The organism is Photorhabdus heterorhabditis (genome assembly GCF_018448905.1).
GTDB lineage: Bacteria > Pseudomonadota > Gammaproteobacteria > Enterobacterales > Enterobacteriaceae > Photorhabdus > Photorhabdus heterorhabditis.
The window spans coordinates 196,347-218,386 of the sequence record NZ_RCWA01000001.1 but is presented as its reverse complement, the minus strand read 5'-3'; the positions used below and the strand labels follow the sequence as shown (position 1 = coordinate 218,386).

17 protein-coding genes are annotated in these 22,040 nt (G+C 44.6%); all 17 read left to right on the top strand.

What is annotated here, in order from left to right; translation table 11 throughout:
* Positions 1-5 precede the first annotated feature (5 nt).
* The 17 genes from tssA to EAE89_RS00815 all read left to right on the top strand — a co-directional run bounded on the left by tssA (position 6) and on the right by EAE89_RS00815 (position 21,584).
* Positions 6-1,421, top strand: coding sequence for a type VI secretion system protein TssA (tssA, locus tag EAE89_RS00895; RefSeq protein WP_214085210.1), 1,416 nt, complete (start codon positions 6-8; stop codon positions 1,419-1,421).
* Positions 1,418-4,963: a type VI secretion system membrane subunit TssM gene (gene tssM, locus EAE89_RS00890; protein WP_422615498.1), complete on the top strand. Its 3,546-nt coding sequence runs from the start codon at positions 1,418-1,420 to the stop codon at positions 4,961-4,963. The genes tssA and tssM overlap by 4 nt, the downstream gene beginning before the upstream one ends.
* A 51-nt stretch (positions 4,964-5,014) precedes the next feature.
* Complete coding sequence (locus EAE89_RS00885) at positions 5,015-6,361, top strand: VasL domain-containing protein (protein ID WP_214085209.1); 1,347 nt, start codon at positions 5,015-5,017, stop codon at positions 6,359-6,361.
* Between the two features lie 33 nt (positions 6,362-6,394).
* Complete coding sequence (locus EAE89_RS00880) at positions 6,395-8,365, top strand: type VI secretion system Vgr family protein (protein WP_214085208.1); 1,971 nt, start codon at positions 6,395-6,397, stop codon at positions 8,363-8,365.
* Positions 8,365-9,291 carry a DUF4123 domain-containing protein gene (locus EAE89_RS00875; RefSeq protein ID WP_214085207.1) on the top strand — a complete coding sequence of 309 codons (927 nt, stop codon included), beginning with the start codon at positions 8,365-8,367 and terminating at the stop codon, positions 9,289-9,291. Before EAE89_RS00880 ends, EAE89_RS00875 begins: the two co-directional genes overlap by 1 nt.
* Positions 9,292-9,313: 22 nt before the next feature.
* On the top strand, positions 9,314-10,936 hold the full coding sequence (locus EAE89_RS00870; RefSeq protein WP_214085206.1) for a hypothetical protein: 1,623 nt from the start codon (positions 9,314-9,316) through the stop codon (positions 10,934-10,936).
* A gap of 13 nt (positions 10,937-10,949) precedes the next feature.
* Positions 10,950-11,966, top strand: coding sequence for a hypothetical protein (locus EAE89_RS00865; RefSeq protein WP_214085205.1), 1,017 nt, complete (start codon positions 10,950-10,952; stop codon positions 11,964-11,966).
* A 343-nt stretch (positions 11,967-12,309) separates the two neighbouring features.
* On the top strand, positions 12,310-12,501 hold the full coding sequence (locus EAE89_RS00860; RefSeq protein WP_214085204.1) for a hypothetical protein: 192 nt from the start codon (positions 12,310-12,312) through the stop codon (positions 12,499-12,501).
* A gap of 55 nt (positions 12,502-12,556) precedes the next feature.
* The gene (locus EAE89_RS00855) at positions 12,557-13,414 is read left to right on the top strand and encodes a hypothetical protein (protein ID WP_214085203.1); all 858 of its coding nucleotides are present in this window, start codon (positions 12,557-12,559) and stop codon (positions 13,412-13,414) included.
* A gap of 438 nt (positions 13,415-13,852) precedes the next feature.
* The gene (locus EAE89_RS00850; protein WP_214085202.1) at positions 13,853-14,884 is read left to right on the top strand and encodes a hypothetical protein; all 1,032 of its coding nucleotides are present in this window, start codon (positions 13,853-13,855) and stop codon (positions 14,882-14,884) included.
* 126 nt (positions 14,885-15,010) lie between these two features.
* A complete protein-coding gene (locus EAE89_RS00845; protein WP_244866038.1) occupies positions 15,011-15,988 on the top strand; it encodes a hypothetical protein in 978 nt (325 codons plus the stop codon).
* Between the two features lie 514 nt (positions 15,989-16,502).
* On the top strand, positions 16,503-17,354 hold the full coding sequence (locus EAE89_RS00840) for a hypothetical protein (RefSeq protein ID WP_054481744.1): 852 nt from the start codon (positions 16,503-16,505) through the stop codon (positions 17,352-17,354).
* A 125-nt stretch (positions 17,355-17,479) separates the two neighbouring features.
* The gene (locus EAE89_RS00835; protein WP_214085201.1) at positions 17,480-18,442 is read left to right on the top strand and encodes a hypothetical protein; all 963 of its coding nucleotides are present in this window, start codon (positions 17,480-17,482) and stop codon (positions 18,440-18,442) included.
* A 139-nt stretch (positions 18,443-18,581) separates the two neighbouring features.
* Entirely contained in the window at positions 18,582-18,779 is a 198-nt protein-coding gene (locus EAE89_RS00830) for a hypothetical protein (RefSeq protein ID WP_214085200.1), read from the top strand.
* A 102-nt stretch (positions 18,780-18,881) separates the two neighbouring features.
* On the top strand, positions 18,882-19,913 hold the full coding sequence (locus EAE89_RS00825; protein WP_214085199.1) for a hypothetical protein: 1,032 nt from the start codon (positions 18,882-18,884) through the stop codon (positions 19,911-19,913).
* Positions 19,914-20,039: 126 nt separating this feature from the next.
* A complete protein-coding gene (locus EAE89_RS00820; RefSeq protein WP_244866036.1) occupies positions 20,040-21,014 on the top strand; it encodes a hypothetical protein in 975 nt (324 codons plus the stop codon).
* A 300-nt stretch (positions 21,015-21,314) separates the two neighbouring features.
* Complete coding sequence (locus EAE89_RS00815) at positions 21,315-21,584, top strand: type VI secretion system PAAR protein (protein ID WP_054479586.1); 270 nt, start codon at positions 21,315-21,317, stop codon at positions 21,582-21,584.
* Positions 21,585-22,040 lie beyond the last annotated feature (456 nt).

Here is a 22,040-nt window from a genome sequence, read left to right as displayed (position 1 = left end):
TCCCAATGGATATCAGGAAACAATTTGACTGGCAGGAACTCCTGCTGACACCGCTATCAGACGAACTGACCAGCAAGGAACTGAATGAGAACGAACTGGCTTGGGAATATATTGATGGTGAAATGATTAAGCTGGGATCACTGGCCCATTCCACGATCAACATTGAAGAAATCCAGCGCCAGGCGCTGCAACTATTCAGCGAAAAAAGTAAAGATTTCAGGCTGATGGTTCACCTGTTGCGGACACTACAACACAGCGGCAACCCCGCTGAGCTAATACTGGCAATGGAACTGCTAGCCGATTACATCAAACATTACTGGCAGATTGCCTGGCCACAAAAACCCCTGCTTAAGCGCCGTCTGGCGCAGCAGGTTATTAAACGTTTTGACTCTGCTCAGGCTAGCTTCTGTGAACAAGCGGATGAGACTCAACGGGAAGAAGCACAAGGCGCACTCGCTCATCTGGCGCAATGCTGGCATACCGACGAACCGGCACTGGCTAAAGAGATCGATCAGTTACGTTCCCGCTATGCCCGCAAGCCGACCCCCAAACTGGTAGCAGCCCCCACGGAACCAGCAGAAAACACAACACAACCGGCCGTTCCCCCAGCGCCGGACATAGCGGTAGACAGCTCCAGTGAAAAAGCCTGGAAACAGACACTGCTGACTGTGGCCGATCTACTATGCGAACGCCAGCCTGACTCCTCTACGGGCTATCGGCTGCGCCGTTATGCAATCTGGTACACACTGACTACCGCACCGATAGCCAACAGCGAAGGCAAAACTCCACTGGCGCCCATCTCAGCAGACCGTACTGCGGATTATCTGACGAAACTGCCCGCTGCCGATAAGTCTTTACTGCAACAGATAGAGCAGAGCCTGACGCTCGCCCCTTACTGGCTTGACGGACATGCTATCGCAGCTCAAGCCGCCGAGAAACTAGGTTATACCGCAGTTGCCAACGCCATCCGTGATGAACTGAAAGCATTTCTTGACCGCTTGCCGATTTTACAGACCCTATATTTTTCCGATATGAGTCCATTTATTTCAGCCACAACCCTGAACTGGCTGCAACCCCCAACAACCACTACGAGTAGTGGCGGCTCCACTCAGGATCAAAAAGCTATCTGGCAATGTTTCCAACAACATGGACTGGAAGCGGCACTCAACGCAGCAGAACAACATCAGCAACAACTGACTGAACCCCGAGATCAGTTCTACGGTCAACTGCTCACGGCACAATTGTTTGAAAAAGCGGGAATGACCGCACTGGCGCAACAACATTACCGACATCTATTGCAGGCAGGACAACACATGTTACTCACCCATTGGGAACCCAGCCTGTTGGCAGGACTGGCAGAAAAAGCCTCAACTCACTGCCCGCCAAAGGATACGGCAGCAAACAGGAGCGTTAACCCATGAACTGGCTTTCTCTTCTTCTGAAAAATATCAAAAAACCGGCAATGCCGCGTTTGCCACCACTCAAAGCCACATTCTCGCTGATACTGGCTCTTCTGCCCTGCCTGGCTCTTATCTGGATATGGTGGTGGGGACCGAGCTGGCAGTTCAAACAAACTTACCCGCTGGAAAATCTCTCTGCCCGCTGGCTGGCAACCGCTATCATCATCCTGGTAGTACTAGGTTTTGTCGGCACAAAAATCTGGCGTCGCTTACAGCAACTGGAAAAATTAAAACTAGATGTGGAACTGAAAGTCGTTGATCCGGTGCTGACCGACATTGCTCGTCAGGACAGCTACCTCAACCACTGGAAAGCGCAGCTACAACGCCATCTCGGCACCTGGGATTACCTTTACCAACGCCCCTGGTACTTAATGATTGGCAACACCGACAGCGGCAAAACTTCGCTTATCCAGGAAGGTTACAAATTGACTGACATTGCCGCGCCAGACGCTCTGAAAGGGGAAGATGGTCTTCCACTGCACCTACGCTGTTGGCTAGGAGAAAAAGCGGTCATTATCGACCCGGACGGTTTCCTTATTGACCAAACAGCCATGCCGGATAGCAACAAGCCCCAACTGCCCACTCGTCTGTGGCATGCCCTGCTTACCTGGCTGACTGAAAACCGTCAGCGTCAGCCTCTTAACGGTATTATCTTGACCGTAGATACCCACCGTTTACTGACCGACAACAAAGAACAACGTGAACGGTATATCGCTGCGCTCCACCTGCGCCTGCAAGATCTGCGATTAACCTTACACAACCATCTTCCCTTCTATCTGGTACTGACCAAACTTGATTTGCTACACGGCTTTGGTGCAGCATTCCAGTCATTGGACAGACCACAGCGCGCACAGATCTTGGGGGTCACCTTCAGCCTGAACGCCTCAGATGAGGACGGCTGGCACACCGAACTGGCACAATTCTGGCACCAGTGGATGCAACAGCTTAACGCCGCTATGCCGGATATGATGCTCAACAAAGTGGATATCAGCCAACGCGGTCCGCTATTCAGCTTTACCCGTCAGATACAGGGATTGCACAGTTACCTGATACAGCTGCTGGATGGCCTGCTCTACAACGGCGGACCGGCACAACCCGGGCTGCGCGGTGTTTATCTCACCTCGTCGAAACAAATCGGCCAGATGGATGACACCTTCACCCAATCTGCTGCCGTGCAGTATCATCTGGGACCCCAGGCATTTCCAACCTGGCCGGTCGCCGATACCGCTCCCTATTTCACCCGAACGCTGTTTGAAGAGGTCCTGCTGGCCGAACCCAATCTGGCCGCAGAGAACCGCCTCTGGTTAAGCCGGAACCGCCGAAAACTACTGACCTTCTCAACCGCCGGCTCAGTCATAGCACTGGCCCTGTGGACCGGCTGGCACTACTACTATCAGAAAAACTACCGGGCCGGCGAAGAAGTCCTGACGCAGGCTAAAAACTTCCTATCCGTTCCCCCACCCAAAGGGGAAGACCGTAACGGCAATTTACAATTGCCCCTGCTCAACCCTGTCCGGCAAGCCACCCTCGCCTACGGCGATTACCATCATAAAGGGCTGCTCGCTGATATGGGACTCTATCAGGGTTCGGACGTTGGTCCGTATGTCGAAAGCACCTATCTGCAACTACTGTCTCAACGCTTCCTGCCAGCCCTGATGAACGGCCTGCTAGATGACCTGAATCACGCCCCCAAAGGTAGTGAAGAAAAACTGGAAGTACTGCGTATCATACGGATGCTGGAAGATGGCAGTGGTCGCAATAAATCGCTGGTCGAACAGTATATGCGGGAACGCTGGAGCCATACCTTTAACGGCCAGCGCCCGACGCAGGAACAACTGCTGACCCATCTGGACTATGCTCTGGATCACACCGACTGGCGGGCCGCACGGGAAGCCGGTGACCCAGCAGCCATCAGCAGCTTCGCGCCTTACAAGCTCCCACTCATCAATGCCCAAAAGGAACTCAGTCAGCTTTCCATTTACCAGCGGGTCTATCAGAACCTGCGCCTTAAAGCCCAGGATTCTCTGCCACCACCGCTCAACTTGCGCGACCAGATTGGCCCCAGTTTTGACAGTATCTTTATCGCCAATAATGACAAGCAGCTGATTATCCCCCAGTTCCTGACAATGAATGGTTTGAACAACTACTTCGTCAAACAGGACGACCAGTTGATTGACCTCACCGTGATGGACAGTTGGGTGCTGAACCTGTCACACAACGTCCAATACAGCGAAACTGACCGTAAAGAAATCCAGCGACAAATCACAGAACAATATCTGGGGGATTACACCGCCACTTGGCGCAGCGCCATGAACAATCTGGACATCCGCGATTTTACTGATATCCCGCAGGCCATCGGCGCCATTGAGCAGGTCATCAGCGGAGAACAGCCAATCAGCCGGGCGTTGCAAATCCTCAGCGACAACACCCGCCTGCCGGTGATTAACGATACCCTGCCCGCCAAAGAGCAGCAGCAGTTACGTGATGCGCCGGACTACCGCCTGTTGGTGCGAGTCAACCGAGAATTCGCCCCGGAAACTGCGGTACTGATGGAATACGGCGAAAAAAACAGCACCCTACAGGAAGTTTACCAGAAACTAACTGCACTACACCGCTACCTGCTGGCTATCCAGAACGCACCCGTGCCGGGCAAAGCCGCCCTGAAAGCCGTTCAGATGCGGCTTGAACAGAACAACAGCGACCCGATTTTCGACGTGCAGCAGATGGCGAAAAACCTGCCAGAGCCACTTAACCGCTGGGTTGGCGAACTGGCAGAACAGACATGGCGGGTAGTCATGATGGAAGCCGTCCGCTCGTTGGAAGTTGAATGGCATGACAACGTAGTCAAACAGTACCAGACCTATCTGGCCGGACGCTATCCATTCAACCCGGATGCCACTCAGGATGTCCCGCTCAGTGAGTTCGACCGCTTCTTCCGTCCGGGTGGGACACTGGATGCCTTCTATCAGCAGAACCTCAAACCATTTGTTGAAAACAACCTAACCTACAGCGCTGACGGTCAACAACTTATCCGCCCGGATGTACTGGCACAACTGAAGCTGGCTGACCGTATCCGCGACACCTTCTTCACCCCGCAAAATGGCCTTGGTACCCAGTTTGCCATTGAGCCTATCAGCCTGACTGGCAACAAACGCCGCAGCCTGCTCAATCTCGATGGTCAGCTACTCGATTATGCCCATGGTCGCAGCAGCATCGTACATCTGGTCTGGCCAAACTCCATGCGCGCCGGGGTGGAAAGTCAACTCACCCTGATACCGGATGCCAGCGGCAAATCCCCGCGTTCAATCAGCTTCACCGGGCCGTGGGCCCAGCTGAGGCTGATTAACAGTGGCAAACTGACCAACGTGCGTCAGGATTCGTTTGATGTGCTGTTCTCCGTTGATGGCGGAGATATGACCTACCGTATCTACGTGGATGAATCTGACAACCCGTTTGCCGGTGGCCTATTCAGCCGATTCCAACTGCCTGACACCCTCTACTAATCAAAAAAACCTGTCCCCCGCGCCGGCGGGGGTAGGTAAGGATGAACTGCCATGAGTGAACACCCTGAAAACCTGATTATCCGTGCCGGCGGTAACCCAATGAACCTGCCGGCATTCACCGCGATACGCGAAGAAATCAACAAAATTAACCACCCGTCTCAGCCAGCGGTAAACTGGCAACTGATTGAATCGCTGGCCCTGACCCTGTTCCGCTCCCACGGCGTCGATTTACAAAGTGCAATTTACTACACCCTGGCCCGAATGCAGCTGAGCGGTCTGTCCGGTTTTACCGAAGGCTGTGAACTGCTGGCTGGCGTGATTGTCAGCCAGTGGGATGAACTATGGCCGCCACAGCCGACGGTACGGACCGAAATGCTCGACTGGTTTAACACCCGCAGCGGCAATGCGCTGCGCCAGCACGATTACACCACGCGCGACCTGCGCATGATTTATCGGGCGGAACGGGCCTTACAGCTGATAGTTGACCGACTCCAACAATCCGATCTGAAACGCCTGCCTAAAGTCGAAAACCTATTATGGTTTTTCCAAAACACCGCGAAAAAACTGGAAAGTGCCCGCATCATACCCAAACCCGCAGCCAAACCGGTGCAAATGCCGCCGCTGGTTTACCTCGCCAATACAGAGCCGGAACCGGCAGAACCCGAAACCAGCTACGATACCAGCTATGACGATCAACCCAAAGTACAGGTCCGGTTTCCTGAGCCACCTCCCCGGTCAATGAATGCCTTACAGGGCTTCGGACTGGGTGTACTGCTGGGCGTTTTTGTCCTGACGGGCAGTTGGCTGGGGTTTTACAAACCCTTACAACAACAGCTCACTGCCCTGACCGGAACACAGGATGGCGCGAGACTGGCCTGGTTGTATCAGCCCGACCTGCAAACCTATGGACAACAGTTAACCCGGTTAACCGACACCTCCCCGCTGGTCGTGCTGCAAAATGCCGAACAACTGACCGATATAGCACAGAAAACCTGGCCACTGGACAACAAACAACAACATGAAACCGACCGCTGGCGGCAGTTACAGGCCGTAAGACTGGAGAACGCTCCAGTACAGGGCAGCTGGCATCAGACTCAGCATCAACTCCAGCAACTGGCCGACAAAATCCTTGAACAGGAACGCAACCGTGGCAGTTTCACCCTCTCTTACCTGAAAACAGCTATCTATCAGATACAGAACAGCCACAACCGTGAAGTGCCGCTGGAAGAATTGTTACGCCAATTCTCCACGGCGATAGAACAGGGGCAGACCGTCTCACCCGCACTGATAAAAAAAACTGACGACCGCTTTAATGCCCTGCTTAGCCGTTACTACACATTACAAAAAGACGCCGGACTGACCACACAGAAGCAACCGCTCAACCCGTTAAGCCAATAAACACCCCATGACAATGTCATCAGGAGAAAACTCATGGCAGATTCAGGACTGGTTTTTACCCTCACCGTGGGTAACCTCCCTGCTCAGACTTTTGCAGTCGTTGAATTTACACTGAATGAAGCTCTGTCAACCCCATTCAGTCTCGACACCACGCTCACCAGCGCTAACCCCGACATCGATTTTAAAGATGTCCTGGATAACTCCGCCACCCTGACCGTCTACCGGGACGGACTACCCGAACGCGAGGTGACCGGAATTATCACCCAGTTTGAACAAAGCACCACCGGACGCCATCGTAGTCATTACTCCCTGACCCTCCAGCCAGCGCTATGGCGGGCCGGATTACGCGTCAACTCCCGGATTTTTCAGCATCAATCCATTACCGATATCATTGACACCCTGCTGAAAGAGAATGGCATCCGGGATATGGTCTATACCCTCGGCTATGAACATCCCGAGCGGGAATTCTGCGTACAGTACGACGAAAGTGACCTGGCCTTTCTCCACCGCTTATTAGCTGATGAAGGGATTTTTTACTACTTTGAGTTTAATCAGGGGAAAAACGGCCAGACAATTTTCTTTGCCGATTCCTGCCTGGCACTCGGTAACCGCTTCTCCGTTCCCTATAACCCAACACCGGATGTGCAGGGAATACAGGGCAGTATCCAGCAGTTCCGCTGGCGTGAACAGGTCGGGATTCAGGGCATTTCTCTGCGGGACCGCACCTTTAAAAATCCCCCCTGGACCGCCGAATATTACTTTCACGAGTCTAAATCGGCCAACCAGCGAACCGATTTACCCAGTTATTATCACTATGATTTCCCCGGGCGTTATAAAGACGAACGCGGGGAACGCATGAGCCGCTATCGTCTGGAAGCCTTGCGCCGCAATGACCTCCTCGGCCACGCGCAAAGTGACTGTTTTTTCCTCTGGCCGGGCCTCATGTTTACCCTCGCCCAGCACCCGAAAGAGAAATTTAATATCCCGTGGCAGGTCATCAGCATCCACCACCATGGCCGGCAGCCACAGGCCGATGAAACCCGCTCCGGTGGCACGGGCACCACGCTGACCAACCACTTTACCTTTGGCGACCGCGACCGTTCCTGGCGTCCCTCCCCCTACCCCAAACCCCGTATTGACGGCCTGCAAGTGGCCACCGTGGTCGGTCCCGAAGGGGAAGAAATCTTTTGTGACGAATACGGTCGGGTGCGGGTACAGTTTGCCTGGGATCAATATGGTCAGTTTAACGACCAAAGCTCCTGCTGGATACGGGTCAGCCAGGCATGGGCGGGAAAAGGCTGGGGCATGATGGCCATCCCGCGCGTCGGTCAGGAAGTGCTGGTAGACTTTTTACATGGCGATCCGGACCAGCCGATTATCACCGGGCGCGCTTACCATGCCAGCAACCTCCCGCCAAACCGCCTGCCGATGACTAAAACCCAGATGTCAATCCGGTCAAAAACCCACAAAGGGGAAGGCTTTAACGAACTGCGTTTTGAAGACGAAAAAGATCAGGAAGAAGTGTTTATTCACGCCCAGAAAAATCTGGCGATTCAGGTACGCAACTCCCGGGACGAGCGGATTAACTACAACCGGACCACCAGTATCGGCCATGATGACGAACTGGTGATTGCCAACAACCGCAAAGTAACCGTAGAAGGGCAACAGGAGCATAAAACGACCGGGAACTATCTTGCCCAGATTGACGGTGACAACGCGTTGCAGGTCAAAGGTGATGTGGCCCAAAAAATCCAGGGCGTATTCAGTGTTGACGCGAACGGTGACCTCACTGTGCAAAGTGGCAGCAAAATCAGCCTGCGAGTCGGCGGTAACTTTATCGTCATTCATGCCGGGGGCGTTGATATCAAAGGCCCGGCCATTAACCTCAATTCCGGTGGCAGCCCGGGAGACTTATTGCAACCGGCTAATCCGGCGATTCTACAGGCCGCCGCCAGTGCCGGCTCCCTGTTCGTCGCACACTGTCCGATGAAGGATGATCAGTAATGGCAGAAGAAAAACGTTATGCCGTCATTGACGGTGCCGCCGAACCCCGACTGTTTTTTATCCTGGAACACTTTGATCCGCCTGTGACGTGTCTGTATGACGAATCTTTACAGCCTGAACTCTTGAAAGTGGCCCCATATCTGGTGGAGGTGACCGAAAAAGTCGGGCTTTTTCTGGCAGAATGGGGAACGCCCTGGGGAATACTTCTTCACTCGCAAGCCGACATGAAAACACTGCGCCAGCATCTGCGTAAATATCTTCAGGTCTTATTGCCCGATCAGGCCAAACCGGTGTTTTTCCGATTTTATGACCCGCGCAATATCTGGGATTTTCTCAGCATCCTGAGTGACTGGGAAATTCACTGTTTTCTCGGGCCGATAGATAAAATTGCCACAAATTATCCGGGGATTGACAGGCAGGATAGTTTTCACGCCGCCAGAAAACAATTTCCCGCCGAAGCCCGTTCCAGACAAAAAATGTTGAAAATTACCAAAGAGCAATATGCTCATTTCAACCATCTCTTCGCACAAAGATATATTAATAAATTGACGCATTTTATTAATGAAGTGAGTTATTATCATGCAGCCGATGCAATGAATATTCCACACTCCGTCCTTACGGCACTTTCAGACAAGATATTAATCAACCCGCTTCCTAATATTCCGTCTTCTCCAACCCATATAGATGAAGAGGCATTAATACGTCATCAAAATCTGGCAGAGGCGTGTTTTTATTTTTGTCAGGATAACGAAATCACCGATGAACGTTCTATCCGGGGATTTCTCTATCTGCTGATGGAAAGGCGCATTGAGCAGTTTCAGCACATCCCGCCAACATGGTTAGCTCAACTCAGCGATAATCAAGGGCCAGGCTATTATCGAATGGAAAAATTATTAACCAGCGAATTAGGGTTTATTCCCAAATAAACCCGCTAATAAGGTAATCGATATGACTCAACAACGTACTTCTCCCCCTGCCGGGGCTGCTTGTATGACATGTAACAACCCCGATCCCTGTCTCTGTGAAATCAGTGTCACTTTTGATAAGAAAACTCAGGTCTGGCCTAAAAAGCCCATGATTAACATGAACCTTGTTGATGATGGGAAAGGCCAAACCGGGACAATACACATTGCAGAAAAGTGTGATCACGCCAAACATCAGGCTGTACTGCTTGGGGGACCAAAAGAGAAAACATTAAAATTTAATACGCCTGAAAAGGTCACGTTATTCTACAAAGAGCACTTAGAAGACACCGATATTGAAAACGGTCTGGAAAGTGTCGTGTCTTATCTGTCTAATATTGCTAACCCCACCGATATGTACAAAGCTCCCCGATATTATAAGCTCGTGACAGAAGCCTGTACGGGTCGCCAAAAGTACGTGACGATAGCGGTTTACCCCTCGGTCAGTTTTATGATCTCGGTGGGATTTGGCTTTGATTTTTCCCATGGTGAACGGCCCATTAAAGAACGGCGTGATGAACAGAGAAAAGCCCGTCAGGCTATGGCAAATGTCAAACCTAAAGATGGCAATAAATTGCGTGGCGGGTGGACCGTTCACACGGATAAATTTTACCTGACCAGAGAAACCGCCCTTAACGTTGAGTACGCCTTAACCGTTCAGGATATGGATTACTCAAACAAATTTGCCAAAGCCAATAAAGTCAGGAAAACCCGGGAGAGTTTAGATGCCATCAATCGGGTCGAAAAACTGTTGGGATACACGAAAAAATACCTGGCGCCCGCGCCTGATTCAAAAGGTAAAGGTACCCATGATTACCAACTGTTTGACCTCAAAATTGATCCCATCAACATCGGGCTGGCTTATGCCTATAACCGAACCACCTCAGTCGATGACAGCTCCCATTTTGTGGGTTTCAGCGCCGCCCCGTTTATGGGCATGACGGCCAAACTGGACCTCATCCAAATGGGTGCCGCTTATTGCAAGATAGACAAAATTGCCGCCAAATTCCGGAAAGCAATAGAACGTAAGAATGCGAATGACAAAAACTACTTAGAGATTGAATGTTGCCTTATTTTGACCTGCAATCTGTCCTTTCAGCTGGGTGCTGCCTATAGAAGCAAGCAATGGACTTTTGATGCCGGTAATAAAAATGCGCTGAAATTAAGCCTGGAAGGAAAAATAAATGCCGCCTTTAAGACCAGGATTATGATAATGGAAGTTGCGCTAAATGCGAAAGGCGCTATCAAAACTGCGGCAGGTTTTAAATTCGATCAACATGATAAGGGGATCGATCTCGTCGGTTACCACGATGGGATTACAGCTGAAATTGAGTTAACTGCGGAGGCAGAAATCGATGAGAGACTAAAGTACAGATCAAAAAACATATTAAAAGCCAAGAAAAAGTGGAAATGGGTTATTGCCGATCCGTTAAAAGCCAGTGAATCCCCACTAAGAATTAATCTGCTAGGGGAAGAACGGCCTGTTGTTCGACCGGAAATTGTCCCGGGCGCTGAAACCGCACCATGGTCAATGGGCTACGACCCTAACGCTAAGCCCAAACTGGATAAAATCCCATTTATCACGGCAGGATTCCCAGGAATGAGATAAGAAAGGATAAAAAATGAAATTAAAACTGTTATTACTATTATTAGGAGTGCTTATTATGTCCGGTGCTAACGCAGATGAACCTCGGCTATATATTCGCAGTTTATTCGATATCCAATATGCCTTTTGTGATATTAAAACCAATGGCGTAACAGGGTTCAGTAACCGTAACTCAGCCTTGGAAGGACGAGGGTTTGGTACCGCCAGCACGGGTTCTATGTTATTTATGGAAAACGGCGAAAACGAAATCAGTCTGGAATTTGGTGCACTGGGTTGGTTCTCTCCTGATGAAATGTCAGATAAAGCCCGTAACCATTTCAACCCTGAAGCTACATGCAGGCTAGAGCTGACTGCCATGCGCGGTAAGGATAGTGAGGTGCTAACAGCGATTGAAGTGGCAATAAATAAAAACGGCCAGCCTGTAGCAACCCCACCAGTGAATGAAACCAAATATGCCGCTATCAGCACGCCGGTTGCACGCCATATGATACAAGCGGACAATGTAGAAGCCGGACATATAGATAAAAATTACTTTGATATTCAAAAATTCCCACCCAATATGACCTTATACCGATTTAGCCGTAGTGTGAAAATCAGTAGCTTGCCTGATTGGAAATGGGTGAAGGCAACTCCCTACACTGATACCCCGGAACAACGTCAGCAACTGCAACAGGCTTATATGGCTGTCTGGCAGGCTTATCACATCAAAGATGTAAATGCTATCCGGGAACAACAAAAAGTCTCGCTTAAAGCCTGGGCCTGGGCCACCGGCGAAAGTGAAGAGAATATCTTTACCAGCAAATTTTTTCATCATGATTTCAAAGAAAAAAGCTTCAGAATGAGGACAATTAACTGGAATGACTACCGGGTTAAAATAATGAACCAAGGCAGAATGGTCAGACTAGTGAATAAATCAGATTTAAGGAATTCCCCAATATCCTATTATGTTAATGATGAAGATGGTGATACTGATCTAGTTACAATCGCACCCATTTTTTCATTAATTAACGGTCGCTTTGTCCAGGTAATTTAATTAACCCATATCGGGTTATTTAACCCGATATTTTTTCTTAATGGAAAATGTAATAAATCGGTGACATCTGTAGATCTCATAATCATGATGAATCGACACAAACTAACTCCAATTTTTTAGTATTAAAATAGCAGCTACTTTCCAGATCAATAGGGAAATGTTTTGTACCATATTTATCTTCATTGATAGCAGCACCATAAACATTGATTAACTCCCAATAATAATTCATTATATTCAATTATAAAAACCCACTGACTATATTATTATTTACATTACCCATTACTGGGTATCTAAAGAAAGTTAAATCTCTATAAATAACAAAATAGAATCCATTAATTACAGATTGGAAATTAAAGTAAATAAATGCTCAATAGAATTATTCATTAATGTAATTGGAGAAAAGGCTGAAAATAAAAAACTTAGTGGTTCTAAATCAACAACTATGAGAAATTTACAAGATGAAATTGAAGAAGAGTGGGTACTTCAAGAGCCGTTACCAAAAGAAAAATCGAAATTCAGGATATCGCTGGGTTAGTACTCCGCTAATTTTACTCCTCATGATAAGTTATTCCACATCGGGGAAAACACCTATGATCGAACACAAATATCTGTTGTCGTTTAAAAGCCAGCGTAGTCTCTGTGTGGCGAGAATTAATGGCATGATCGCACTAGATAATATTGATTCACGAACAGGCACACAATCCAGCGGTTTCAATGCTACAGCTTTTGTGGAGAACGGCCAGAACAATATGGAATTATTGATGGGCCGGAAGTCTTTTGACCGGGAGACGAAAAAGTTTCACCCGGAAGCATGGTGTGAAACTACGTTGACCAGAGCTTCCCCGTATGGGGATAAAGATGAAATAGTCAGCCATATCAAGTTGACTGTTGATGATAAAGGCAATGTCACGACACAAGAATCGAAAAGCCAGTTACCAAATGGTAAAGCCGGCCTTGATTACGCAGCCATGTCAAAAATAGAAGCGGAAGAAGGACTATTTGCTGCACAGAAAACCTTTACGCTCAGTGGACTGCCTGACTGGATATGGACAACAGCGCGACCCGTTTCGGAAAAAAATGATATGGAGGCAATAAAAAATTTCTATCTGGAAATCAGCAATACCTTACATCAACGAGATTTAAATAAATTATGGAAAATGAGTCAACCCGCTTGGGAAGAATGGGCAATAGCTGAAAACAGTCAGCCGGAAATTTTCTTTAACTCATTTGGATTTAAAGAAAAACTAGAAAATAGAAATTATGTCGTCAGAGCACCTGATTGGAGTAAATACAGACTAATAAGTTATAAACAAGGGCGATTATTCCGATTAGAATTTGGTGTATGGGGAGGCTCACCTATCCGAATGGATAATAAAAAGGAAGATAAATATTTTGAATACAATCCTTATTTGTCGATTATTAATGGCAAAGTGATGATTGTCCGTTAAGTAAAACCATGGTAATTATTCAGCCTAAGATAAAAATCATCTTAGGCTGAAAATAACAGTCTCCTGCAACAATCATGTATACAGCAATATGTTTTCTCCAAACAACATTCAAGGTAAAACGGAATACAGACTATTTATGAACTATAACCAAAAAAAAACCGAAATTCATTGAGACATAACATTCAATTTTCACCTTTAGATTTTAGTCAATCTAAAATTAATATTTCTCTTGATGGTCGGGTTATTTTTATGTCTCATTCACCACTTGCATTTATTGATAAAAACAATACACTATTAAATTCAAAATATCGTTTTGATGGAAACGATGTGTTTTAACCTGATAATAATTTGAAAGACAAAGAGGATTTACCCTTCTTTGAATAATAGATAAATTATTATTCCATAATAAATTTAGATGAAAGAACTTGAAGGTAAAAAATGAAATTAAAGTTGTCTCTTCTTTCCTCACTATTACTTTCAGCAAGCGCCCTTTTTATGTTTAGCGCTAATGCAGATGAACCCAGACTCTATATTCGTAGTGTATTCGATATCCAATATGCCTTTTGTGATATTAAAACCAATGGCGTAACGGGGTTCAGTAACCGTAATTCGGCTCGAGCAAACCGGGGATTTGGCACATCCAGCACTGGCTCTATGCTATTCATGGCAAATGGCGAAAATGAAATTAGTCTGGAATTTGGTGCTTTAAGTTGGTTCTCCCCAGATGAAATGTCAGATAAGGCCCGTAATCATTTCAACCCTGAAGCTACATGCAAGCTGGAGCTGACCGCCATACGTGGTAAAGACAATCAGGTGCTGACAGCAATTGAAGTAGCAATTGATAAAGACGGTCAACCTATGGTGACCACACCAGTGGATGAAGCAAAATATGCCACGATCAGCACGCCGGTTATACGTCATGTAATACAAGCAGACAATGTAGAAACCGGACATAAAGATGAAAATTATTTTGATAACCGAAAATTCCCGCCTAATATGACTTTATATCGGTTTAGTCGCAATGTAAAAATCAGTGGCTTACCTGACTGGGAATGGATTAAAGCAACACCTTATACCGATACACCTGAACAACGTCAGCAACTGCAACAGGCTTATATGACTGTCTGGCAAGCCTATAATGCCAAAGATGTGAATACTATTCGTGAACAACAAAAAGTTGCATTACAAGCTTGGGCCTGGTCAACCGGTGAAAATGAAGAGAGCATTTTCACTGATCAATCTGTTTACCGTAATATCAAAACAAAAAGCTTCAAAATGATACCGATTAACTGGGATAATTACAGAGTTAAGATAATGAATCAGGGTAGAATGGTCAGATTAGTGAATAAATCTGATTTAAGGAACTCTCCAATATCCTATTATTATGTTGACGAAGATGGCGATACTGTTCTATCTACTATCGCACCCATTTTTTCATTAATTAACGGTCGCTTTGTCCAAGTGATTTAATTAACCAATATCGGGTTATTTAACCCGATATTCTTTTTTAATGGAAAATGTAATTCCCTGGAATGAGATAAGAAAGAAAAAAGGATAAAAATGAAACTATTATTACTATTATCAGGAGTGCTTTTTATGTTTAGTACCCAAGCAAATGAACCCCGGCTATATATTCGCAGCGTATTTGATATCCAATATGCCTTTTGTGCCATTAAAACTAATGACGTACTGGGAATGGATAACCGTAATTCAGCCCGAGCAGGCCGAGGATTTGGTACTGGAAGCACTGGCTCTATGCTATTCATGGCAAATGGCGAAAATGAAATTAGTCTGGAATTTGGTGCTTTGGGTTGGTTCTCTCCAGATGAAATGTCAGATAAAGCCCGTAATCATTTCAACCCTGAAGCTAAATGTAAGTTGGAGTTAACCGCCATGCGCGGTAAAAACAGCCAGATTCTGACAGCGATTGAAGTGGCGATTGATGAAAATGATCAACCCGTGGCAACAAAATCGAAGGATGAAACCAAATACGCCACTATCAGTACGCCGGTTATCCGCCATGTAATACAGGCGGATAATGTAGAAGCCGGGCATATAGAGAAACAATATTTTGATCCAACAGAATATCCACCTAATATGACCCTATATCGGTTTAGTCGTAATGTGAAAATCAGTGGCTTACCTGACTGGGAATGGATTAAAGCAACACCTTATACCGATACACCTGAACAACGTCAGCAACTGCAACAGGCTTATATGGCTGTCTGGCAAGCCTATAATGCCAAAGATGTGAATACTATTCGTGAACAACAAAAAGTTGCATTACAAGCTTGGGCTTGGTCAACCGGTGAAAATGAAGAGAGCATTTTTACTGATCAATCTGTTTACCGTAATATCAAAACAAAAAGCTTCAAAATGATACCGATTAACTGGAATGATTACAGCGTCCAGATAATGAATCGGGGCAGAATGGTCAAGTTAGTAAATAAGTCAATTTTAGAATATTCCCCAATATCCTACCACTACGTTGATGATGAGGATGGCGAAACGGTTCTATCTACTATTGCACCTATTTTCTCATTAATTAACGGTCGTTTTGTCCAAGTGATTTAATTAACTAATATCGGATTATTTAACCCGATATTTTTTCTTGATGGGAAATGCCATAATAATTATGGCAGCTACTTTCCAGATCAATAGGGAAATGTTTTGTACCATATTTATCTTCATTGATAGCAGCACCATAAACATTGATTAATCCCCAATAATAATTCATTATATTCAATTATAAAAACACACTGACTGTATTATTATTTACATTGCCCATCACTGGGCATCTAAAGAAAGTTAAATTTCTATAAATAACAAAATAGAACCCATTAATTACAGATTGGAAATTAAAGTAAACAAATGCTCAATGGAATTGGATAAAAGGCTGAAAATGAAAATAAAAAACTTAGTGGTTCTAAATCAACAACTATGAGAAATTTACAAGATGAAATTGAAAAAGAGTGGGTACTTCAAGAGCCGTTATCTAAAGAAAAATCGACGTATAGGGTATCTTTGGGGTAGTACCTTTCTAGCGTTATTATTGATGGTAAATTCTTCGATATCGGGAAAAACAAATATGGTTGAATATAAATATCTATTGTCACTCAATACGCATCGTAGTCTCTGTGTGGCTAGAATTAATGGTATGATTGCACTGGAAAACAGTGATTCGAAATCTGGAACACAATCGAGTGGTTTTAATATGACTGCCTTCGTTGAAAATGGTCAGAATACGATGGAATTGCTGATGGGATCTATGGATGAAAATTCTGATATTTTTTCTCCAGACAATTGGTGTGAAGCAACCCTCACTAAAGCGTCTCCGTATGGTGATAAAGATGAAGTGATCAGCCATATCAAATTGACTGTTGATGATAAAGGCCATGTCACAACACAAGAATCGCAGAGCCAGTTACCAAATGGTAAGGCCGGCTTTGATTACGCAGCCATGTCAAAAATAGAAGCGGAAGAAGGGCTATTTGCTGCACAGAAAAGCTTTACGCTCAGTGGATTGCCGGTCTGGATGTGGACAACAGCACGACCCGTTTCGGAAAAAAATGATATGGCGGCGATAAAAAATTTCTATCTGGAAATCAGCAATACCTTACATCGGCGAGATTTAAATCAATTATGGAAGATGAGTAAACCTGCCTGGGCAGAGTGGGCAATAACTGAAAACAGTCAACCGGAAATTTTCTTTAACTCATTTGGATTTAAAGAAAAACTAGAAAATAGAAATTATGTCGTCAGAGCACCTGATTGGCATAAATACAGACTAATAAGTTATAAACAAGGGCGATTATTCCGATTAGAATTTGGTGTATGGGGAGGCTCACCTATCCGAATGGATAATAAAAAGGAAGATAAATATTTTGAATACAATCCTTATTTGTCGATTATTAATGGCAAAGTGATGATTGCCCGTTAAGTAAAAAAATCACGATAATCATTCAGCCTAAGATGAAAGCGATCTTAGGCTGAAAATAACAGTCTCCCTACAGCAATATGTTTTCTCCAAACAACATTCAAGGTAAAACGGAATACAGACTATTTATGAACTATAACCAAAAGAAAAATCGAAATTCAGAATATCGCTGGGTTAGTGCTCTGCTGACTTTACTATTAATGATGAGTTATTCAGTATCAGGAAAAACACCTATGGTTGAACATAAATATCTGTTGTCATTTAAGACTCAACGTAGCACTTGCGTGGTGCGAATAAATGGCATAATGGCCCTAGATAATATTGAGTCACGGACGGGGACACAATCCAGTGGCTTTAATATGACGGCTTTTGTTGAAAATGGTCAGAATACAATGGAATTGCTGATGGGACCGCTATCTTTTGAAACAGATTCTGAAGGACTTTATTCCGATTCCTGGTGTGAAGCAACATTAACTAAAACCGCACCATATGACGAGGAAGGAGTGGTTATTAGCCATATCAAGTTGACTGTTGATGATAAAGGCAATGTCACGACACAAGAATCGCAGAGCCAGTTACCAAATGGTAAAACCGGCTTTGATTATGCCGCCATGTCGAAAATAGAGGCGGAAGAAGGTTTTTTTGCCGCACAGAAAACCTTTACGCTCAGTGGATTACCGGACTGGATGTGGACAACAGCGCGGCCCGTTTCGGAAAAAAATGATATGGAGGCGATAAAAAATTTCTATCTGGAAATCAGCAATACCTTACATCGGCGAGATTTAAATCAATTATGGAAAATGAGTCAACCCGCCTGGGCAGAATGGGCGATAGGTGAAAATAGCCGACCAGAGACTTTCTTTAATTCATTCGGTTTTAAAGAAGTATTAGATGATAAAAATTATGTTGTCATACAACCTGTATGGGATAAATATGAGTTAGTACGCTATAACGAAGGACGATTATTTCGTCTGGAAGCCGGGGTATTGGGGAGTTCTCCAGTCAGAATGGAGAATAAGGTTACAAATGAAATTTTCAAATACAATCCTTATTTATCGATTATCAACGGCAAAGTGATGATTGCCCGTTAAGTAAAAAAATCACGATAATCATTCAGCCTAAGATGAAAGCGATCTTAGGCTGAAAATAACAGTCTCCCGCAACAATCATGTATACAGCAATATGTTTTCTCCAAACAACATTCAAGGTAAAACGGAATACAGACTATTTATGAACTATAACCAAAAAAATTTAAATTCATTGAGACATGACATTCAATTTTCATCTTTAGATTTCAGTCAATCTAAAATTAATATTTCTCTTGATGGCCGGGTTATTTTCATGTCTCCTTCACCACTTGCATTTATTGATAAAAACAATACACTATTAAATTCAAAATATCGTTTTGATGGAAACGATGTATTTTAACCCGATAATAATTTGAAAGAAAAAGAGGATTTATCCTTCTTTAAATAATAGATAAGTTATTATTCCATAATAAATTTAGATGAAAGAACTTGAAGGTAAAAAATGAAATTAAAGTTGTCCCTTCTTTCCTCACTATTACTTTCAGCAAGCGCCATTTTTATGTTTAGCGCTAATGCAGATGAACCCATACTCTATATTCGCAGTGTATTCGATATCCAATATGCCTTTTGTGATATTAAAACTAATGGCGTAACGGGGTTCAGTAACCGTAATTCGGCTCGAGCAAATCGGGGATTTGGCACATCTAGCACTGGCTCTATGCTATTAATGGCCAATGGCGAAAATGAAGTCAGCCTAGAGTTCGGGGCGCTAAGCTGGTTTTCCCAAGATAAACTGTCAGATAAAGCCCGTAATCATTTCAACCCTGAGGCTAAATGTAAGTTAGAGTTAATCGCCATGCGCGGTAAAAACAGCGAGGTGCTAACAGCAATTGAAGTAGCGATTGATAAAAATGGTCAGCCAGTGGCAATAGCACCAATGGATGAATCCAAATACACCGCTATCAGCACCCCAGTTGTGCACCATGTAATACAGGCCGAAAATACAGAACCCGGACATATAGAGAAACAATATTTTGATCCCAAAGAGTTTCCACCTAATATGACCTTATATCGGTTTAGTCGCAACGTAAAAATCAGCGGCTTACCTGACTGGGAATGGATTAAAGCAACGCCTTATACCAATACGCCGGAACAACGTCAGCAACTGCAACAGGCTTATATGGCCGTCTGGCAAGCCTATAATGCTAAAGATTTAAATACGCTTCGTGAGCAAAAAAAAGTCGCGCTTAAAGCCTGGGCCTGGTCAACTGGTGAAAGTGAAGAGAGCATTTTCACTGATCAATCTGTTTACCGTAATATCAAAACAACAAGCTTCAAAATGATACCAATTAACTGGGATGATTACAGAGTTAAGATAATGAATCAGGGTAGAATGGTCAGACTAGTGAATAAATCTGATTTAAGGAACTCTCCAATATCCTATTATTACGTTGACGAAGATGGCGATACTGTTCTATCTACTATCGCACCCATTTTTTCATTAATTAACGGTCGCTTTGTCCAGGTGATTTAATTAACTAATATCGGGTTATTTAACCCGATATTCTTTTTTAATGGAAAATGTAATTCCCTGGAATGAGATAAGAAAGAAAAAAGGATAAAAATGAAACTATTATTACTATTATCAGGAGTGCTTTTTATGTTTAGTACCCAAGCAAATGAACCCCGGCTATATATTCGCAGCGTATTTGATATCCAATATGCCTTTTGTGCCATTAAAACTAATGACGTACTGGGAATGGATAACCGTAATTCAACCCGAGCAGGCCGAGGATTTGGTACTGGAAGCACTGGCTCTATGCTATTCATGGCAAATGGCGAAAATGAAATTAGTCTGGAATTTGGTGCTTTGGGTTGGTTCTCTCCAGATGAAATGTCAGATAAAGCCCGTAATCATTTCAACCCTGAAGCTAAATGTACATTAGAGTTAACCGCTATGCGCGGTAAAAACAGCCAGATTCTGACAGCGATTGAAGTGGCGATTGATGAAAATGATCAACCCGTGGCAACAAAATCGAAGGATGAAACCAAATACGCCACTATCAGTACGCCGGTTATCCGCCATGTAATACAGGCGGATAATGGAGAAGCCGGGCATAAAGACAAAAACTATTTTAATATTCGAAAATTCCCGCCCAATATGACCTTATACCGGTTTAGCCGAACGGTAAAAATCAGTGGTTTACCTGACTGGGAATGGATTAAAGCAACGCCTTATACCGATACACCTGAACAACGTCAGCAACTGCAACAGGCTTATATGGCTGTCTGGCAAGCCTATAATGCCAAAGATGTGAATACTATTCGTGAATTGCAAAAAGTCTCGCTCAAAGCCTGGTCTTGGTCAACTGGCGAAAGTGAAGAGGGTATCTTCATTGATCAGCCTATTTACAGTGATATCAACGCAAAAAACTTCAAAATGATACCGATTAACTGGAATGACTATCGAGTTAAAATAATGAACCAAGGCAGAATGGTTAGACTGATAAATAAATCAGACCCAGAGAACTCTCCAATATCTTACTACGTTGATGATGAAGACGGTGATACTGTTCTAGCTACTACCGCACTAACTTTCTCATTGATTAACGGACGTTTTGTTCGAGTGATTTAATTAATAGCATCGGGTTATCTGACCCGATATTTTTTTAATGGAAAATGTAATAATGATTATTTTTCATCAATAAGATTAGATGAAATTATAGATTCATCTGATCTTAAACTTTTACCTTTAGATTTTAGTCAATCTAAAATTGATATTTCTCTTGATGGTCGGGTTGTTTTTATGTCTCCCTCACCACTTGTATTTATTAACAAAAACAATAATAAAAACAAAGAGGACTTATTATGTTAATCTACCTAGGAAAATTATATTTCAAGATAAACTTAACTTCTCTTAAATAAGGAAAACATGATGGGAAATGCAGTAAAAATAGGTGATATCGGTACAGCACATGATGATTGTGAAGCAACATCGGTGATTTCCGGCTCCACCAGTGTGAAAGCCGATGGTATTCCTCTCGCCCGCCAAGGCGATAGCTTAGCACCACATTCGTCTCATCCACGAACTATTGCAGCCGGTTCCAGCACTGTCTTTATTGATGGCAAACCCGCAGCCAGAACCGGTGACGCCGTCAGTTGTGGTGGCGTAGTCATTGGGGGTGGCAGCGTTAATATTGGTTGAACTGATTAGCGTTGACATACAAGAGGGTATCTCCCCCACCTTTGCTCTTCGTGACTTAGGAGGGGGATTCCTTAGCACAATGGGGATTATTGAATAAATAGCACCGTGGATTATCTGGTGAAATGACTCACTACTGATAAACATTTTAGAAGAAAACATTCATCCTTTACTGGTTTAATCGGCACATTACAGAGAATTAATAACCTTAAAATTATACATATATTCAGCAAAGGGTAAGCAGAATTATAATATTCCATTTTTGCCTAAAGAGAAGTGTATTGGATTGAACCTATTTTTATATTTTGAATAAATATTATTTTCATCCATTAGGAAAAATCTCTCCAATTCCTATTTATACCCGTCATCTTTCAAGTTGCTTCTTTGTTGGCTGCGTTCACTTACCCCAGTCACATCGTTATCTATGCTCCTGGGGATGCGTTCTCTTGCCGCCGCAAT

What these genes read in the sequence shown, in the direction of transcription:
- tssA (WP_214085210.1), top strand. Translation starts at nt 6, where the DNA reads ATGGATATCAGGAAACAATTTGACTGGCAGGAACTCCTGCTGACACCG.
- EAE89_RS00875 (WP_214085207.1), top strand. Translation starts at nt 8,365, where the DNA reads ATGGCAGAAGAAAAACGTTATGCCGTCATTGACGGTGCCGCCGAACCC.
- EAE89_RS00880 (WP_214085208.1), top strand. Translation starts at nt 6,395, where the DNA reads ATGGCAGATTCAGGACTGGTTTTTACCCTCACCGTGGGTAACCTCCCT.
- EAE89_RS00865 (WP_214085205.1), top strand. Translation starts at nt 10,950, where the DNA reads ATGAAATTAAAACTGTTATTACTATTATTAGGAGTGCTTATTATGTCC.
- EAE89_RS00815 (WP_054479586.1), top strand. Translation starts at nt 21,315, where the DNA reads ATGGGAAATGCAGTAAAAATAGGTGATATCGGTACAGCACATGATGAT.
- EAE89_RS00850 (WP_214085202.1), top strand. Translation starts at nt 13,853, where the DNA reads ATGAAATTAAAGTTGTCTCTTCTTTCCTCACTATTACTTTCAGCAAGC.
- EAE89_RS00825 (WP_214085199.1), top strand. Translation starts at nt 18,882, where the DNA reads ATGAAATTAAAGTTGTCCCTTCTTTCCTCACTATTACTTTCAGCAAGC.
- EAE89_RS00830 (WP_214085200.1), top strand. Translation starts at nt 18,582, where the DNA reads ATGAACTATAACCAAAAAAATTTAAATTCATTGAGACATGACATTCAA.
- tssM (WP_422615498.1), top strand. Translation starts at nt 1,418, where the DNA reads ATGAACTGGCTTTCTCTTCTTCTGAAAAATATCAAAAAACCGGCAATG.
- EAE89_RS00845 (WP_244866038.1), top strand. Translation starts at nt 15,011, where the DNA reads ATGTTTAGTACCCAAGCAAATGAACCCCGGCTATATATTCGCAGCGTA.
- EAE89_RS00855 (WP_214085203.1), top strand. Translation starts at nt 12,557, where the DNA reads ATGATCGAACACAAATATCTGTTGTCGTTTAAAAGCCAGCGTAGTCTC.
- EAE89_RS00835 (WP_214085201.1), top strand. Translation starts at nt 17,480, where the DNA reads ATGAACTATAACCAAAAGAAAAATCGAAATTCAGAATATCGCTGGGTT.
- EAE89_RS00870 (WP_214085206.1), top strand. Translation starts at nt 9,314, where the DNA reads ATGACTCAACAACGTACTTCTCCCCCTGCCGGGGCTGCTTGTATGACA.
- EAE89_RS00840 (WP_054481744.1), top strand. Translation starts at nt 16,503, where the DNA reads ATGGTTGAATATAAATATCTATTGTCACTCAATACGCATCGTAGTCTC.
- EAE89_RS00885 (WP_214085209.1), top strand. Translation starts at nt 5,015, where the DNA reads ATGAGTGAACACCCTGAAAACCTGATTATCCGTGCCGGCGGTAACCCA.
- EAE89_RS00820 (WP_244866036.1), top strand. Translation starts at nt 20,040, where the DNA reads ATGTTTAGTACCCAAGCAAATGAACCCCGGCTATATATTCGCAGCGTA.